This is a genomic window from Terriglobia bacterium (assembly GCA_020072565.1).
Lineage (GTDB): Bacteria > Acidobacteriota > UBA6911 > UBA6911 > UBA6911 > JAFNAG01.
The window spans coordinates 69,866-86,414 of the sequence record JAIQGI010000016.1; the positions used below are offsets into that span (position 1 = coordinate 69,866).

The 16,549-nt window shown below is 59.6% G+C and carries 15 protein-coding genes; 7 read left to right on the top strand and 8 right to left on the bottom strand.

Annotated elements, in window-relative coordinates; genetic code table 11:
- Positions 1-42: 42 nt before the first annotated feature.
- From LAP85_11565 to LAP85_11580, 4 genes are read right to left on the bottom strand one after another with little or no spacing between them, the layout of a single operon-like run.
- Entirely contained in the window at positions 43-1,920 is a 1,878-nt protein-coding gene (locus tag LAP85_11565) for a hypothetical protein (GenBank protein MBZ5497031.1), read from the bottom strand.
- Positions 1,920-2,813, bottom strand: a complete 894-nt coding sequence (locus LAP85_11570) for an ABC transporter ATP-binding protein (GenBank protein ID MBZ5497032.1) — start codon at positions 2,811-2,813, stop codon at positions 1,920-1,922. Before LAP85_11570 ends, LAP85_11565 begins: the two co-directional genes overlap by 1 nt.
- Positions 2,810-3,190, bottom strand: a complete 381-nt coding sequence (locus LAP85_11575; GenBank protein ID MBZ5497033.1) for a GntR family transcriptional regulator — start codon at positions 3,188-3,190, stop codon at positions 2,810-2,812. Before LAP85_11575 ends, LAP85_11570 begins: the two co-directional genes overlap by 4 nt.
- A gap of 9 nt (positions 3,191-3,199) precedes the next feature.
- Positions 3,200-3,991, bottom strand: coding sequence for a PP2C family protein-serine/threonine phosphatase (locus LAP85_11580; GenBank protein MBZ5497034.1), 792 nt, complete (start codon positions 3,989-3,991; stop codon positions 3,200-3,202).
- 291 nt (positions 3,992-4,282) lie between these two features.
- Here LAP85_11580 and LAP85_11585 point away from each other — a divergent pair, with 291 nt between their 5' ends.
- From LAP85_11585 to LAP85_11600, 4 genes are read left to right on the top strand one after another with little or no spacing between them, the layout of a single operon-like run.
- Positions 4,283-4,654: a GntR family transcriptional regulator gene (locus tag LAP85_11585; GenBank protein ID MBZ5497035.1), complete on the top strand. Its 372-nt coding sequence runs from the start codon at positions 4,283-4,285 to the stop codon at positions 4,652-4,654.
- 1 nt (position 4,655) lies between these two features.
- Complete coding sequence (locus LAP85_11590) at positions 4,656-5,528, top strand: ABC transporter ATP-binding protein (GenBank protein ID MBZ5497036.1); 873 nt, start codon at positions 4,656-4,658, stop codon at positions 5,526-5,528.
- Between the two features lies 1 nt (position 5,529).
- Complete coding sequence (locus LAP85_11595; GenBank protein MBZ5497037.1) at positions 5,530-6,165, top strand: ABC-2 transporter permease; 636 nt, start codon at positions 5,530-5,532, stop codon at positions 6,163-6,165.
- 59 nt (positions 6,166-6,224) lie between these two features.
- Entirely contained in the window at positions 6,225-8,255 is a 2,031-nt protein-coding gene (locus LAP85_11600) for a hypothetical protein (GenBank protein ID MBZ5497038.1), read from the top strand.
- Between the two features lie 228 nt (positions 8,256-8,483).
- Here LAP85_11600 and LAP85_11605 read toward each other — a convergent pair whose 3' ends face one another.
- Positions 8,484-9,668: a methyltransferase domain-containing protein gene (locus LAP85_11605; GenBank protein MBZ5497039.1), complete on the bottom strand. Its 1,185-nt coding sequence runs from the start codon at positions 9,666-9,668 to the stop codon at positions 8,484-8,486.
- Positions 9,669-9,976: 308 nt separating this feature from the next.
- Between LAP85_11605 and LAP85_11610 the strand changes: the two genes are divergently transcribed.
- The 3 genes from LAP85_11610 (at position 9,977) to LAP85_11620 (ending at position 13,138) form a co-directional block, all read left to right on the top strand.
- Positions 9,977-10,357, top strand: a complete 381-nt coding sequence (locus LAP85_11610) for a BlaI/MecI/CopY family transcriptional regulator (protein ID MBZ5497040.1) — start codon at positions 9,977-9,979, stop codon at positions 10,355-10,357.
- On the top strand, positions 10,354-12,228 hold the full coding sequence (locus tag LAP85_11615) for a DUF4412 domain-containing protein (GenBank protein MBZ5497041.1): 1,875 nt from the start codon (positions 10,354-10,356) through the stop codon (positions 12,226-12,228). The genes LAP85_11610 and LAP85_11615 overlap by 4 nt, the downstream gene beginning before the upstream one ends.
- A 373-nt stretch (positions 12,229-12,601) precedes the next feature.
- Complete coding sequence (locus LAP85_11620) at positions 12,602-13,138, top strand: ClbS/DfsB family four-helix bundle protein (protein ID MBZ5497042.1); 537 nt, start codon at positions 12,602-12,604, stop codon at positions 13,136-13,138.
- Between the two features lie 420 nt (positions 13,139-13,558).
- On the opposite strand, the gene LAP85_11625 is transcribed toward LAP85_11620, so the two are convergent.
- The 3 genes from LAP85_11625 to LAP85_11635 form a co-directional block, all read right to left on the bottom strand.
- Positions 13,559-14,332, bottom strand: coding sequence for a response regulator (locus LAP85_11625; protein ID MBZ5497043.1), 774 nt, complete (start codon positions 14,330-14,332; stop codon positions 13,559-13,561).
- Positions 14,333-14,500: 168 nt separating this feature from the next.
- Positions 14,501-15,646 (bottom strand): histidine kinase, encoded by a 1,146-nt coding sequence (locus tag LAP85_11630; GenBank protein ID MBZ5497044.1) that lies wholly within the window; start codon positions 15,644-15,646, stop codon positions 14,501-14,503.
- A 27-nt stretch (positions 15,647-15,673) separates the two neighbouring features.
- Positions 15,674-16,456 (bottom strand): sigma-70 family RNA polymerase sigma factor, encoded by a 783-nt coding sequence (locus LAP85_11635; GenBank protein MBZ5497045.1) that lies wholly within the window; start codon positions 16,454-16,456, stop codon positions 15,674-15,676.
- Positions 16,457-16,549: the final 93 nt, after the last annotated feature.

The following is a 16,549-nucleotide window of genomic DNA, read 5'->3' on the forward strand; positions in this document are numbered from 1 at the left end:
GCATCCAGGGCGCTCCAAATTGGGTCGCGTCCATTTTTCCGATTATCGCCATGGGCGGCCCGGTACCAATTCGATGCGCTGGAACTGTGACTGGGCAAGCCAGTACAAGCCCAGCAGTGGGATTGCGCAAATGAACCAGAGCGCCGGAGTGCCTCCCGGCAGTGCATCGACTGCATATCGGATGAGAACGCTCAGGAATGCCCCCACGACTTCCAGCCTGGCGAATCCGGTGATTGTTGTGGGAACTGGAGCTAGGTTGATCAGCAAAACCACCGCCAACATTCCGAAGTAGATCCCTTTGCGTCGAGCGTCGGTAACGGTAGCCCGAGTAGCCCGGAAATAGAGGGCTGCCATAAGCAGCCACGTGCCCGCGATGACGAGCATGACGATTGGAAAGAGAGGGATTTCCCGCAATGGGATTAGATCCGGGTAATCCTGCAGAAGCCGCCCGGCACCTTGTTTCAAGGCAACGGCTGCGTTGCCCTTGACTTCAAGGTATCGATCCAGGACCTGCTGATATGGTATCGACTTGCCATAAACGGCCTGCATGGCCCTGCTGATCTGAAGCGCGGCGAATTGCGGCGTACAATCCCCGGGCGTGCTGAAGGGCTCATAGACCGCGATGCGGCTCCCCGCGTACAGGGCATCCGTGCGCGCCGGGTGAGATTCCCCCCAGGGCGAAGTGTTCTCCGGCGCCCGCCCGTCCCAGGCAATCTCGAAATATTGAGCGGGAACCCGGACCTGGGGATATTTCGACGAGTAGGTCGGCAGCAAACTCGTTCTTTCCTTCTGGAACTTGACCATCAGCCTCGAACCCTGGATGAGAGCCTTGCCGGCCCCTCCAATTCCATATCCCAAGGCAAAGGCCAGAATGCCCGGCAACATCAAGCAGGCGAAGATGCGGCGGAGCGAGATCGGCAGCAGCGAAAAGAATTGGAGCGGCACCATCTGTGCCGGCAAAAGCGTAAAAAGAAGATAGGCCGTCAGAAACAGCCACGTCAGCTGCGGCAGTTCGATGTCTTTCCAGACCGAAATGAATCCCGACAAAACTATTCCCAGCAGGATCAGGAGCGGGTAGAACGCGAAACAGGCGTATCCTTTCAGGGCCAGCTTGCCGTAGAGCGACCGGAACAGGAGCCAGGCGAAACCAATACCTCCGGCATCGCGGCCTCCTGCATCTTCCTCCCAATCCGGCGCGCGCTCCCTGTGGGGCGCAGCGTCATTCTGAACCGCGGAAGGCTGCTCACACTCTTGCGCTTCGAATGGAACCAGAGTGAAGGTTGGAGGCACGGAGCGCCAGGTCCGATGGCCGAGCACAAGAGCAAGCACCAGCGGGAGGATTGCCAGCCAGGCAGACAGAGCCGCGAGTGCAAGTATCAGCCCCAGGGCGCCGCAAACAGCCAGGACCGACAAGGAAATGTATTTCCCGGTCCGCGGGATGCACCATTGCGAGGGGCTGGCGCGTTGCAGAAGGACGCCGACCAGGATGAAACTCGCCGCCATGGGAAGAATCAGGTCGATCCAGGCTGCCGGGAACATGGAAGGATATTGTGGAGCCTTATATAAAAAAGAGAACAGGAGGTGCAGAATTCCTCCTGAGAGGGCCAGAAGCGCAAGGCCGAACAACGACAGGGCAATGACGTGAGCCAGCCAGAGTGTCCGGGCCGAATGCGGCAAAGCCAGGTCGAACGGCAGGCAGCGCTGTGCGACCTTGCCGAAACACAGAAAAGGGAAGATGGAAAGCCAGATGGGAACCGCCAAAAGGGCCAGGCGCCCAAAGGGCCCGAACGTCCGCGTGCCGGGAGAGGCGGACAGCAATACCGCCAATCCCGCGACCAACACCGCGTTCAGAGCCATGACGACACCCATCTTCAGCGCGTGCGAGCTGATGAGCGGATCCCGTCGCAACAGGGCAAACATCAGGACCTCCCTCCCACCAGCTCGATGAACATGTCTTCGAGCGCGATGGGTGTGCAGTAGGCGTCATGAAAGCCGAGATCCCCCTCTACGACGCGGCGGCAGCGTTCCGGCTCGAGGGCGAAAATCGCGTGCAGGGCGTCCCCCTGGTCGCGAACCGACAGACACCCCGCGGCGCCCCGCAGCCGTGCGCGCCAGTCCTCAGGGACTTTAGGGACCATGACGAGAGTGAATTTCTCCCGCAGATCGTCCAGGTTGTTGTCGAGCAGCAGCCGGCCTTCGTGGATCATGACGATGCGGCCTGCCATGCGCTCCACATCGGCCATGTAATGCGACGAGAAAAGGATGGTGGTGCCGGCTTCGTTGAGCAGTTGTATGGAGGTTTCCAGGAACTCGCGGCGCGCGGAGGGATCCAAACCTCCCGCCGGTTCATCAAGCAGGAGCAGCTCGGGCCGGTGGGCCACAGCACAGAGCAGCGCGACCTGGCGCGCCTGCCCCTTGCTGAGGGTTTTGATTTTGGATTTGGGAGACAGGGCAAAGCGCTCGCGCAGCCGGCGCTCCAGGCTGTCATCCCATGTCGGGAAGAGTCCGCGGTGCAGCCGGATCACCTCGCCGACCGAGAGAAACTCGGGAAGGACCTGATCCTCCGATACGTACCCCACCCGGCGTTTTACTTCCAGGGCATCCGCGCGGGGATCCAGACCGAAAACCCTCACACTCCCCTTCTGCGCCTCGATCATCCCGATGGCAACACGTATCAGCGTGGTCTTGCCGGCGCCGTTCTTCCCCAGGAGGCCGACGACTTCCCCGGCTTCCAGGGCGAAAGTGATTCCCCGGAGCACGTCGGCTCCGCGCTGATAGGCCCGGCACACGTCGTTGAACTCGAGGACTCTCATCGCTCTATTCCTTTCTGGATTTCTGCCAGCAGACTCAAAACCTCATCGAAGGAAACCCCGCTCAAGGCCGCCTGCGAGAGGAGCCGCTGGGCAGCGTCCCGCAACCGCTCGCGCCGCTCTGCGGGTTCGATCGCCGGAACCCGCTCGCACACGAAGGTGCCGCGCCCCCGCTGCGTGCTGATGAGCCCTTGCCGCTCGAGCTCGTCGTAGGCCTTCTTGACCGTCAGGGGAGCGATGACGAGCTGCTCCGCCAGGTCCCGGTGCGAAGGGAGCTGCTCGCCGGGCGCGATCCTCCCGCCGGCCACCGCGTCGACGATCTGGCGCATGATCTGACGGTAGATGGGCAGCTCGTCGCCGGGATTGATATGGAGTTGCATGGACACCCCCTACCTCGGTTCGACCGGACGCGCGACCAGCAGGGTCACGTCGTCTTTAGGGCGATTGCCGCTGAACTCTCGGACCGCCGCCGCCATTTCATGCACAAGCGCCCCCAGCGCCGCGTGCCGGGATGCCTTCAACACACCCAACAGCCGGGCTTCGCCGAATTCATCCCCTGTTTCGTTCATTGCCTCAGTCACACCATCGGTGAAAAGCAGCAGAGTGTCGCCGGGAACAAGCGCTGCCTCTCCGACCGAGCAGTCCCAGTCCGTAAACATGCCGAGGACCGTCGCGGTGGATGCGAGCCTGTCGACGCTGAAATCACGATGGACCAGCAGCGGCGCAGTGTGCCCGCAGTTGACATATCGCAAACATCGCGTCGCATCGTGGTAGTCCCCAAAGAACAAGCTGGCGAAGTCGCTCTCCCCGGTGCAGTCGCAAAACAGCCGGTTCACCGACCGCAGCAGTCGCGGCAAGTCATCTGCCATGGAAGGGGAATGGCTCCGCAAGGTCGCCTGCAGACTGGCCATCATCAACGCAGCCGGCACTCCTTTTCCCGAAATGTCCCCCAACACCAGGCCGACGCGTCTCAACCCGAGATGAATGAAATCGTAGTAATCCCCGCCGATCCCCCCGGCAGGAAAATAGCATCCGCCCCATGCGAGGTTTTCCATTTGCGGAATCCTGCGGCGCAAGAGCCTGGCCTGAACTCGCCGGGCAATTTCCATCTCTTCGCCGGAGGGGGCAAACAGTCCAGCCAGGGCGGGAACGGTTTCGATGGTCACGTTGCCGAGTTGCATGGTCAGCCTCCGTCTCTATAATGATATATAGCACTATATCAGCATATCTTCATATTGCAAGAGAAAAATGCAAAAATTCTGAGGACAGGTGCTACAACCTCGGGACTCGCGAGAGACAGGTTCCTCCAATCGCCTGCAGCCTCCGGCCTATGGCGCTGGTCACATGAGTATATGTTGTTAATTTTCAATAACATATAATTGCAACTGCGTTCACTGGATTTTTCTCTTGACAATAAATACTACTAGTTATACTGTGTATATTATCTATACTAATTACGTAAGGAGATCGTGGTGTTCATTGCTCTGTCGCCAAGCCATCCCGATCCGATGTACAAGCAGCTCACGGATCAACTCAAGCACGCCATCGCCTCAGGCGATATCAAGGCGAACGAGAAACTCCCCTCCGTCCGCGAGCTCTCCGAAGCGCTGAAAATCAGCGCGATCACCATCAAGCGCGCGTACCTGGACCTCGAGAAGGAAGGCTACATATTCACCCGCGCCGGGATGGGTTCCTTTGTTTCTGAGGTGGATCTGGAGAGCCTGCGCAAGGAGAAGCTTGCCGAATTCCGAACCGAGCTCGAGAGGATTCTCGGTACCGGCAAAAAATTCGGCATATCGGCCGACGACATTGTGCAGTTGGTACGGCAGATTCAGGAGGACTGAGATGCCCCCCATTCTGGAGGCGAAGAGCCTCACCAAGCAATACCATGATTTCACCCTGAGGGAGATATCCCTCGAGATTCCCTGCGGCTGCATCGTGGGATTCTTCGGGCCCATTGGGGCCGGCAAGACCACGCTGATTAAGCTGCTTGCCCATCAGATCCCGGCAAGCTCCGGAACAGTCTGCGTCTTCGGCCTCAGCTATGACGACCGGGAAAAGGGGATCAAAAACCGGATCGGCTACGTCCCCCAGGAGCCGAGCTTCTACGGCGACAGGTCCGTCGGATTCAATGCCCGCTTCGCCGCCTCATTCTTCGAGCGTTGGGATGGCAGCGCTTTTTACCACCTGCTCGACGAATTCAAGATCAGCCGCGAGAAAACTATAAAACACCTGTCCAGGGGCCAGAAAACGCTCCTTTCGATCGCACTTGCGCTGTCGCACGAGGCAGACCTGCTCATCTTGGACGAACCGACAGCGGGCCTGGACATGGTTCTGCGCCGCACGATTCTCAACCGCCTGCGGCAGTACGTTGCCGCCGGGGAGCGGACCGTTGTGGTCTCGTCTCACATCACCGATGGTCTCGAGGAGATCGCCGAATGCGTCAACTTCCTGGATGACGGGAAGTTCGTGCTTCAGGCCGAAAAGGACGAGCTGCTGGCCCGATGGAAGCGGATCCACTTTAGAGATGGGGCGCTGAATCCCGCCCTGGTCAGGCAATTCGCCGATGTCCGCGAGCAGCCCTTCGGCAACTCGGGGCTCACCCGGGACTTTTCCGCCATCCGCGAGCAACTGGCGGCGGGGATCGCCTCCGGCGACGTCAAGGTGGAAAACGCCCGTCTCGACGACATCCTTATTGCGATGCTGAAGGGAGAGTGACATGTTCGCCATCGCTCGAAAAACCTCCTTCTTTTTCCTCACCCATCTGGGGACATTCTCGCTGCCGGCTTTCTTGCTGTTGAAGGGCAAAGGCAGCGTCATCTCCATGATGGCGATCTTTGTGCCCGCCTGGCTGAGCAGTTCGGTCCTGTGGAGCGAAAAAATGGAATCGTATGCGTTTTTGCGCATGCTGCCGGTGACCGACCGGGAAATTGTGCGCGTGAAATTTGGACTGGCCCTTGCAGCCGCCTTCGTCTACTGGCTGATATTGTCGCTGCTCGTCCGGGCCGCCTGGGGTTCTACTTGGGAGTATCCTGCATACGTAGCGCTCACCAATCTGACGTGCGCCATTTCACTGCCCCTTGTGGCCTGCTGGTACATCTTTTACTGGCGGTTCGGCATATCCGCGCTGACCGCAGGGGTGCTTGCTTTTGTAGTGCTCGACGTCATCGCGACTTTTGTCGTCAACGTCGATCACGGGAACTGGGTCGGCGCACCGGGAATCCCGATCATCCGCTGGCTGGCCGAGGTGCCGTGGTATCCGCAGCTCTATCTTTTCCTGGCGGCTTTCGCCGCATATTACGGGCTCATGGAGGTGGCGATTCGCGTGAAAGCCAGGAGTGAGGCGTGCTTGTGAGTTTGGGCAGTGGAGGCTGAATGGGTATTTTCGGGCATGGTGCCGAAAGGAGGCTTCCGATGAAATCGGTTCGATGGGTGTTGCTTCTGCCGACTCTCTTATTGCCGGCCTGGCCGGCCCAGGTCTCAAATCCGCCCGCGGCCGGAGAGTACTACTACGCGATTGAAATGAACGGCACTCTGTGCGGCTATGCACGGTATGTGACCTCGCCGCTCCTTCAGGACGGCAGAAAGATGCTTCTGCTGAAGCACACGATTCTGATGCAAATGACGGCATTGGGGAGCCGAGTCGAGAGCAGACTCGGCCTGACCTATCATATCGATCCTGCCACAGGTCGATTCACCTACCACGACAGCACCATCGAGCAGGGAGGAATGCGGCTGGCATCAAAAATCCGCATCGAGGGCGGACAGGCATTCGTCTCGGGAAGCGGGACAAACCAGGAGCAGGTGGTTCCACTGCCACCGGATGTCGTACTGGCCAACACTCTCTACTACCCGCACCTCGTGGTGGATTTTGTCGGCCGCAGGCTGGAGACCAAAACCTATCCGATCTTCGACGGGCGCGACGCCCAGGTACAGGAAACCGTTTACACCAGGGCAAGAATCGAGACACTCCGGCGTGCGGGCAAGACTTACGAGACCATCGTTCTGGACTCGTTGAACAAGTGGAATGGGATGAAATCGACGCTGTGGCTGGAACCGGCGACCGGAATCGCCGTCCAGACCCGACATCCAAACCGGCTTTCGTACCTGGCCGACGCTTCGGTGGTGCAGGCGGTCCAGACGGCCAACCTGGACGCAAACCTCATCGCCAACGCCAACATTTCCATCCCGAATCCCAGAGAAATCTCCTACATGAAGGTCCGCACGACCATCGATCCCACCGGCTTCTGGGTGTCGCCGGAGGGGCTCAACATACCAGGACAACGCTTTGCCGGCACCGTCAAGGACAATCGTGTGGAGGGCGAGTTTGAGATCGAGCATCGCCGCTACGATGGCTCGAAGGCGCCCCCTTTCCCGCCCGATTTCAGCCGGGAGCCGGCTCTGAAGGATCATCTGGCGGCATCGGAGCTGATCCAGTCGGACGATCCTGTGTTGGTCGAAAAGGCCCGGGAGATCACAAAGGGTTCCAGGGACTCCTGGGAAGCGGCGCGCCGCTTGAGCCGATGGGTCGGCGAGAACATCGAGGGGGCGATTCCCGGCGGGGGCACTGCACGGGGAGTGTATGACACCCGCAGCGGTGAGTGCGGCGGCCACTCGTTCCTGGTGGCGGCGTTCTGCCGCGCTGTTGGCATTCCCGCGCGTGTGGTCTGGGGCTGCTTGTATGTCCCCTCCGGGGGCGGCGCCTTCGCCCAGCACGCCTGGAACGAGATTTACATGGAGGAGGCCGGCTGGATCCCTGTCGATTCGACGGTCGGGGAAACCGACCTCGTCGACTCAGGACACATACGCATCGGGATTCACCAGTCCACAACCACGGCGCTGAATGCGCGCAAAATGGAGATCCTCGAATATCGGATCGGAGCGGGCGGTCCGGTGAAACCGAATGCCCTCACCGCCGAGAAATATGAGAAGTACCTGGGAGAATACACCCACAGCGGCAAGGGCATGGTGCGGATCATCGTCCAGGATGGGTCGCTGGTTCTGGATATCCCAGGGAAGATCTCCCTCGCACTGAAGGATGCGGATGAGAAGGGAATCTGGCAGAGCACGCTCTCCGACCGTGTGTATATCACGTTCGAGGCGGCGGTTTCGGGCGCTGTCAACGAGGTTCGGGTGCACGAGATTATGATGCTGCGCCGCACCGGACCGCCGGATGTACCGTCAGCGGACTTACCGGCCGAGCTCCGTGGCTATCCGGGCAAGTACCTGCTGGCGCAGGCGCAGGCCGAGTTCGTAGTTCAATATGAAGGAGGAACCCTTCTCCTGCACAACCTTTCGGCAAAGAGGGTCACTCGCCTGAAGCCACTGGGCACTGAAGGCCGCTGGCAGGACGAATCCGGCAATCTGTCCATCCGATTCGCCATGGATGGCAAGACAGAGGTGGAGTCGTTGGTCATGGAGTCGGTCTCCCGTTTCCTACGATAGGAAATGTCCCGGGGACCGGACGGGAAAGGGGTTCGCTAAGCCGGGCCCTGAGCGCCTTGCGGCACCCGGAATCTACCTTTTCAGGGAGAGTCGGGGAAGATTATGAACTACACAATCCTTATGGCAGCCATCGGGGCTGCGGCCGTGATTTGGCATGTTACGGCATCGATCCTGATCTACGAAGCGTTGCCCAAGGCTGTAGCCACCCGGCTCATCAGCTCGAGGCGCTCAGCGGGCTGCGGCTCGCACCTGCGTCGATACGGTATCGTGTTTTCGCAGCTCTTCGGGCACCGGCACCCCGGGGCCGACGAGTTCATTGACGATCGACACGATGCGCCACTGGCCGTCCTTCTTCATCAACAGGAAGCTGTCGAGACCCTGCTGGGGCGGGCGTGAGTCCGCCGGGATGTCTGCCGCATAGAGCACGAGTGAACGGGCGACGTCGCCCATGACCTGGGTCCGGCTGGCCAGGATTCTCTCCTCAAAGGCCTGTTCCTCGAGTTTCGCACTCTTGATGAAGGCCGCGAAGTCGGCCACGAACCCGGCCCGATTGAACACACTTGTCGCGGTGCGGCTCGCCCGCAGGACGATCACCGCTTCGGGAATGAACAGGTCCTTGACCAGCTCCCAGTCCACTTCCTTGCCTGCCCTGAAAGACACAAGGCGATACAGCTGCGCCACAACACCTTCGGCGGTGTTTAGCGTGGTTGCGATTTGGGAGGCTCGGGCGCTCCCGAGTGCCGGATCAGATCCTGAAGACTGGTGATTCGAAGGCGCTGCCTGGGGCAACCGGAAGACCAAGGCGTAGCTTGTAGGCCAACTTGCCCGCGGATTGGGGTCGTTGTACAGGGCGATCTTCTCGAAGAGGAGCCCCGACTTCTCGATCGCTTTCCTTGTTACCTCGGGATCGCTTACGCACGGGTCGTTGAGGGTGAATGTGCGGGGCTGGGCTTGAGGATTCCGCTTGTTCAGAACGGCCGTGATGACCAGCCGGCCCTCCGGCTTCAAATACTTCATGGCATTCTTCATGAACTGGTCCGGCTTGGATAAGTGATGAAACACCTTGACCATGACAAGATAATCGACTTTCTCCGGCAAACGGGGATCCTCAACTTCACCGAGAATGGTGGTGAGGTTGGCAAGACTCCTCTCTCGTTTCCCCTTTTCGATCTGGTTGATCTTTTCTCGAGATATTTCGTTTGCGTAAACCTCACCCTCGGGTCCGACCTCGTGGACCAGCAGGAAGGCCAGTTCTCCTCGACCCGCACCCACGTCGGCCACTGTCATACCGGCCTTGATATCCAGGAGCCGGAGCAGGAATTCGTGAAACGACGTTGCTTTCTGCGCCGGCGCGAGATTCGCAACCAGAACAGCAACGGCCAGCGCAAAATCTCTTTTCATCCAACGCTTCATGCGTGCCTCCTTCGGCAATAAGGTCATGCATTTTCATGCGCAGGGTGTGGCGCATGGGGGCTGCTGCGCAGCCTCTAGGATTAGACGCAAAAATGTTGGAAAAAACGCATGCCATTCTCTTATAAGCACCTCTGTTCGGGAGCACAAGGGGAAATCGGTGAGGACCTGAAAAATGAACGCTGACTATCTGGCCTTTGTCGTTCCGATAGGGATACGACTTCATGCATCTACAAATGTAGAAAATGTCCTTGACAAGGACATCGGGCTCATGAGATTCTTTCTACAAATGTAGAAAGGAGTGCATTCCCATGAGATTGAGTGAGGCGGAATGGCAGATCATGAAGGCGTTGTGGCGCTGCCAGCCGGCCACGGTCCGGGATCTGATCGAGCATTTGCCTCCAGGCGTGGACTGGGCCTACACCACGGTCAAGACAATGTTGACGCGGTTGGAAACCAAGCGGGCCGTCAGCGAGCGCAAGAACAAAAACGTCAGTGTCTACGAGGCTCTCGTTTCACCCGAGACCGCCCGGGGCAGCGCCTGGAGCACTTTCCTGAATCAGGCATTTGACGGCGCAATGGAGCCCCTGCTCCACTTCCTGGTCAGAGGGCGGAAGTTGACTAAAAAACAGCGTCGCCAGTTGGCTCAGCTCCTCGAGGAGGAAGAACGCAGGGAAAAGGAGGAGAAATGATCGAACTCTGGAACATCATTGCGTATCGATGGTGGGACTGGATGGGATCCATGTTTTGGCAGGCCAGCCTCCTGATTCTCCTGGTGAGCGGCCTTGACCTGCTGATCCGGCGCAGGGTCTGGCCGCAGATTCGGTACGTGCTCTGGCTGCTGATCTTCGTGAAGCTCCTGATACCCCCCGGCTGGCATCTCCCCACGGCGGTGGTGCCTCGGCTGTTGGGGGAAACTCAGCAGCTGCTGGGTCGGGTCTGGGACCGGCAGTTTCCTTCGCCGGCGGCCTTGCGGGGAGCGGAACCGGCGCTCCCGGAGTCCGCTGCCATCCCGCAGCCGGTGGCCGGCTCCGGCCGGCCCGAAATAGTCACGCCTGCCGCATCTTCACGGCTGGTCCCCCAGGCATACCTTCTTGCATTCTGGTTGGCGGGCATGAGCCTCTTTCTGTTTCTTTTAATCTTCAAGATGGCCAAGCTCCGCCGCTGGCACCGTCAACAGGAGGAGCGCAAAACGATCCCCCCGTGGTTTCACGAGCTGCTGGTCGAAACCAGCGGGCGCCTGAATCTCGAGCAACTGCCGGCCATCGTTTTTTCCCGGGATGCGGCGACGCCCGCGGTCTATGGAGTGTTCCGGCCGGTGCTGCTGTTGCCGGAACACTATCTGAATGATCTGAGCAGGGAGGAAGCCGAGCACGTCCTGCTGCACGAGTTGTGCCACGTGAAGCGGGGCGATCTGTGGGTTCACGGCCTGGTCATGCTGCTGCAGGTCGCATATTGGTTCAATCCGTTCCTGCTGTGGGCGAACCGGCAGTTGCGCCATGTACGCGAAATGTGCTGTGACCAGACCCTTGCGGCCCGGCTTCAGGATCGGACCGAAGCCTATCGGAAAACCCTTCTGAACACCGCGCGGGAACTCCTGACGGAAAAGGTGGAACCCGGAATGGGCCTGCTGGGTGTGTTCGAAGAACCCTTCTGGCTGGTGGCGCGGATTCGTTGGCTGGAGAAAAAAACCTGGCATCATCGCAAGTCCATTGCGGCTTCAGCCGCCCTCGTCATCCTGGGCATGGCGGTTCTGGTGATGCCCATGGCCGGACGGCCCGCCTCGGTGAATCCAACGGTGGATCCGGCCGCTCAGTATTCTGGGAGCCCATTTTCTGCAAGCCAGCAGCCCGTGGAAGCGCCTGCCTCCGGAGCCGGTGTTCGTGCCGTTTACTGGCGCATGATCACCCGGGAGACCGACTATTTCTTCTGGCTCGAGGCCGAGTCCCGCTTTTTTTCCATGGAGGAAGGCTGGCATGCGGGCAACAAAGTCGCGCTGCTCGAGGGAGGCCGGACCTTCATCCTGGATAAGGAAAAGAACCGCTTCCTTTTTCTGAACCACAACCGAAAGACCTATCTGGAAGTCCCGCCGCCGGTGAATCGGGCGACGGCATATGCTCCTGAACTCGCGAGATTTTTCGAAGAGCGCAAGACGTCGGGGCGGGTGAAATCGCTGGGCGAAACGCAGCAGATTCTGGGACGAACATGCAATGGCTTCCGCCTGATCAACTGGAGCGCCTATGGCGGCGAACAGACGGACCGTGCGGAAAACATCGTCTGGACCACCAATGACGTTCCCTTTAACGTCGCGTTGTTCGACGAGGCGCTTGCCAACATGCGCCTGCTGGTTTCCAACAAAGATGAAGCGCTTCTGCAGGAGATGCAGAAACGCATGAAGGGATACCAAATGGGAATCGAACAGGAGACCGGGCGGTTTCCATTCAACAAAAAGTATGTGATGCGCGTAGTTGAAATCGCCGAGAAGATCGTCCCCCCCGGCATTTTCAGCGTGCCGCCGGACTATACCCGGCTCGAAAAGCTCGACGTCGGAAATCTTCGCTGAACCTGCCGCTCGGAATTTCTGTGGGGGTGAGTGAAATGAAACACCGGGATGCCAGAATGATTTCGATCTTTTTCGTGGCGATGTCTGCCGCCGTCGTGACGGTCTTGATTGCCGGATTCGTCACGGCTGTCGACTGCGCGGGAGAATCTGGCTCCCGTTCTGGATCGAACTCGAAAGGACACCGGGCAGGCTATAGTCCGGAGGAACTCGCAGGAGGACGAGGCCGTCGGCGTGAAGCTGGAATCAGAACCTGGCAACATCCGACATGCCAGCCCAGGCGCGCGGCAACCACAGGTTGCTGCCGCTGAACTTCCGTGTCGCGCAGAGAGGCTGGAGCATGCCGGGCATGTGGCACGCATGGGGGATGTCTACCATGAGATTCGGTTCGAAGCGGGAGCTTTTGGAGAGGAACGAGAAGGAGCACCAGGCGTTTGTCGAGCTCGCGAGGTCCATACCGAGGTCACGCTATCGAGAGGAAGGGGTCTGGGGTGACGGCTGGGCCATACAAGATCTCCTCGCCCACCTCATGGAGTGGGAACAGATGTTCCTGCGCTGGTACCGCGAGGGGCGCGAGGGTGGAAAACCCGCCCTTCCCGCTCCGGGATACAAGTGGAACCAGATACCGGAGCTGAACCGGGCCATCTGGCGCAAGCACCGCCGGAGTTCGACCAAGAAGGTTATAGAGGGATTTGAATCCAGTTATGAAGAGATCCTCGCCCTGGTCTGGCAGCTGTCGCCTGAGGAGCTCCTCATCCCCGGACATTTCGCCTGGACGGGGAAGTATCCACTCACGACGTATCTTGCACCGAACACCGGCAGCCACTATCGCTTTGCGACGAGGGTCCTCAAAAGGTGGCTGAAGGAGCAAAAGGCCCAAGAGAGTGTCCGGCCCAATACCAGCCGCCGCTGAATCCGCTGTGCAGTCCCTGGTAGAAGCCGACGCTTCCCCACACCATAATGACCACGGCAGCGGCCAGGAATAATCCCCGGCGGCGCTTGACGGCAAGGCCGCGCATGCTACACCTCCAGTTCTCTCTGCCCGATCCGATGACGGACCTCTGCGGCCGTCAGAAGCAGAATCTCCAGCTGCCTATTGAGGATCAGATATTATAGGGACACAATTCCGAGGAAAGATGTGTCGCCCCTTCAAGGCTCTTTCTTCACTTGCTCTCAACCCCGGGCTCAGGCCCGGTGCTATTCTCTTTCGCCCCTTCGGGGCTCGGAATTTGATTTCTATCTCAATATTCCACGACTGTCTATAAGTAGCCAGTCCTTGCGTGGCGCGCTCCTGCTGGCCGAGAGCAAAATCGGGAATGGCATTGGACGTTGGTCACGCCAGCGGCCCCTGGATGCCGAGCTTTTCAGTCAACGCCCCGCGGTTGCGGCGACTTAACGGCAGGACCTGACCGCTCTGCAGGATGATCTTGTAGTCGCCGTGCCAATGCGGCCTCAGTTCACGGATCCGGTCGAGGTTCACCACGGTGGAGCGATGGATGCGCGCGAAGTGCTCAGGATCGAGGCGCGATTCAATATGTCCCAGGCTGTCGCGAACGATGTGGCTCTGCTTGCCGGCGTGCACGCAGACATAGTTGCCTGCCGCCTCCAGCCAATCCACATCGCCTATGTTGAGAAGGAGCACCCGGTCCCCCGTTTTGACCACCAGCCTCTGCAGATACCTCGGCTCGGCGCCGAAGCGGCTCGCCAGCTGCCGGATCTGCTCGCTGAGCTCGTCGCCGCCCTGCCCCCCGAGGCGGCGGCGGACCCGTTGCAGAGTCTCTCGGAAACGGAGTGGGTCAAACGGTTTGAGGAGGTAGTCGAGAGCCTCCGCTTCAAAGGCCTGCAGCGCGTAAGTATCGTAGGCGGTCACGAAAACCAGGGCAGGGAGTCGGCGCGGGCCGACAGCCCGGATCACTTCGAGGCCGTTCATCTCCGGCATCTGCACATCGAGGAAGACCAGGTCGGGGCTCAGATCGTTGATTGCAGAGACAGCCGAGTGCCCGTCAGCGCACTCGCCGACCACGGAAATGTCCGATTCCCCGCTGAGCATGCGCCGGATCCTCTTACGAGCGAGAGGTTCATCATCTACAATCAGCGCGCGATACACGCGGAGACCCCCCTTTTTTCATCATTCTACACGCGGAAAGGCATAACGCTTAACAGGAAGTGCGATCGGACCTCGAGGTTCCGCGCCAATGTCGTGATCAGGTTCAGCATCACAATCGATAGTTCCGAACGGAAGCGGGATACCGCGGCGAGAACCCGGGCAACGCAATCAACACATAGTCTCTGGGCTCTCGACGCGCGCCCCGGGGATCGCGAGGCGAACCCTCCAACCCCCTTCCGGGATCGCACCGTATCCAAGACTGAAATCTTCCCCATAAAGCGCTCTCAACCGATCGCGGGTGTTGCCCAGGCCCAGTCCCTCCGAGGGAATCCTCACTGCAGCTGCAGGACCGTCGTTGGAGATCTCGAATTCGAGACGGTCCGCGTCCCGGCGGGCCCGGATCAGGATCTTCCCCGGCCGGCTCAGCCGCGAAATGCCGTGCCGTACCGCATTCTCCACCAGCGGCTGGAGGATCAGGAATGGAACCAGGCATTCTCGCGCGGCCGGTGCAATCTCGAGATCCACCGTGATCCGGTCCTGGAATCGAATCTTCTCGATTTCCAGGTAGACTCCGAGGTATTCGAGCTCCTTGTCGAGCGGGACCAGCGCCACATCCCGCTGGTCGAGAGAAAGGCGCAGCAGCTCGCTCAGCCGCGCAACCATGCGCTCCGCCGCTGCCACGTCTTCGTACATGAGTTCGGAAATTGAATTCAGCGTGTTGAACAAGAAGTGGGGGTGCAGCTGCATCGTAAGCAGGTGGAGGCGGGTCTGCGCCAGGCCCGACTCGAGCCGGATGCGATCGAGCTCGCTCTTGCGCAGCAACTGGTAATACTGGCGCGCAGATACAAAAGCCACGACGCACGCGTAGAAGAACACTAATGAGGTAAGGTAGTAGGTCAGGACGTACCACCAGACTTTCCAGAACGGAACCTCCGCGTGGCCCTCCACAAAGGCATAGCCGTAACGGTAATGGAAAGAGTAGGGCGGGCCGAGCACCTCACCGATGAGGCGATCCAGCCCTGTGTACAGGGCAGGGTGAATCATGCAGACCAAAGCTCCTCCCAAGGCTATCGGGAGCAAGTTCTTCCACCAGCGTTCACGAGCCAGCTGGTAACGCTCCGCAAGCCGGACAATGAGAGGAATCAGAATCCCAAAACAGGCCGCAGATGACAATTGCGCGAAAAACAACTGGCCCATGGTCGTGCCGGGCCGCCAATTCATCATCATCAGCGCATGAATGAGCTCGCCCAGCGCCATCAGGTTGACGGCGAGGAGGATCAGCAAGACATTAAATCCCACGCGCCTCAGGATCATGTCGCCTTCCTTTGTCGTCTGCCGGCTCTATGCTACCGCAGAAGCACTCGGACCCAAACCGGTCGATAACGTTGCTTGTTGCCGCACGCGGAGGACCAGCTCGATCCTGCCCCGATGAACCCGCGATTTTACGGTTCCCACCGGCATCTTGAGCAATTGGCCGATCTCCTGGTAGGTAAGGCCCCGCACATCGCGCAGAATGACCGCCTCCCGCACTTCCGGAGCGAGCAGCCGGAGCGCCCTGCATAGGGCGGCTCTCCGTTCCCGCCTCTCGAAATCGGCTTCGGGGCTGGTTCCGCCTGAGGGCACCGCACGGAGAACACTTTGCGTCCGCTCGTCGGCGCTGTCAAAGGATACGGTACGCCGCGCCTTGCGGTTCCTGCGGTAGTCGTCGATCAGCAGGTTTCGGGTGATGCGATTCAACCAGATCCGAAATCGGCTAAGTTCACCTCGGTAAGAGTGGAGAGTCTGGAACACTCTGATGAACACATCCTGAGTCAGATCTTCGGCTCGGCCACGGGAACCTGCCCATCGGCTGCACGTGCGGAGAATCCAACCGACATTCTGCCGGACCAAGGTTTCCCAGGCCAGGGCGTCGCCCAACTGAGCTCTGCGAATTGTCTCGCACTCGCACCGGAGGACGAATCCCCGTCGTTCATGCGCCCGAATTCCAGCGTTCCCACTCGGATGCGCCTCTGATCGAGGCGTCTCGACCATGCGGTGCTCTGCGGTGCCGGCTTCCAGAATCGGGGACGGGGCACGCGATCCCGGGGCGCTCGATACGAGATGAAAACATTCGATCGTAGCCATAATCTGAGTTCACTGTAGATGGGTCCGGACTGAGCTCCAATGCGTTTGTGACGAAAGGCGATCCAGACATGACGAGCGGCTTCTGGGCCGGGC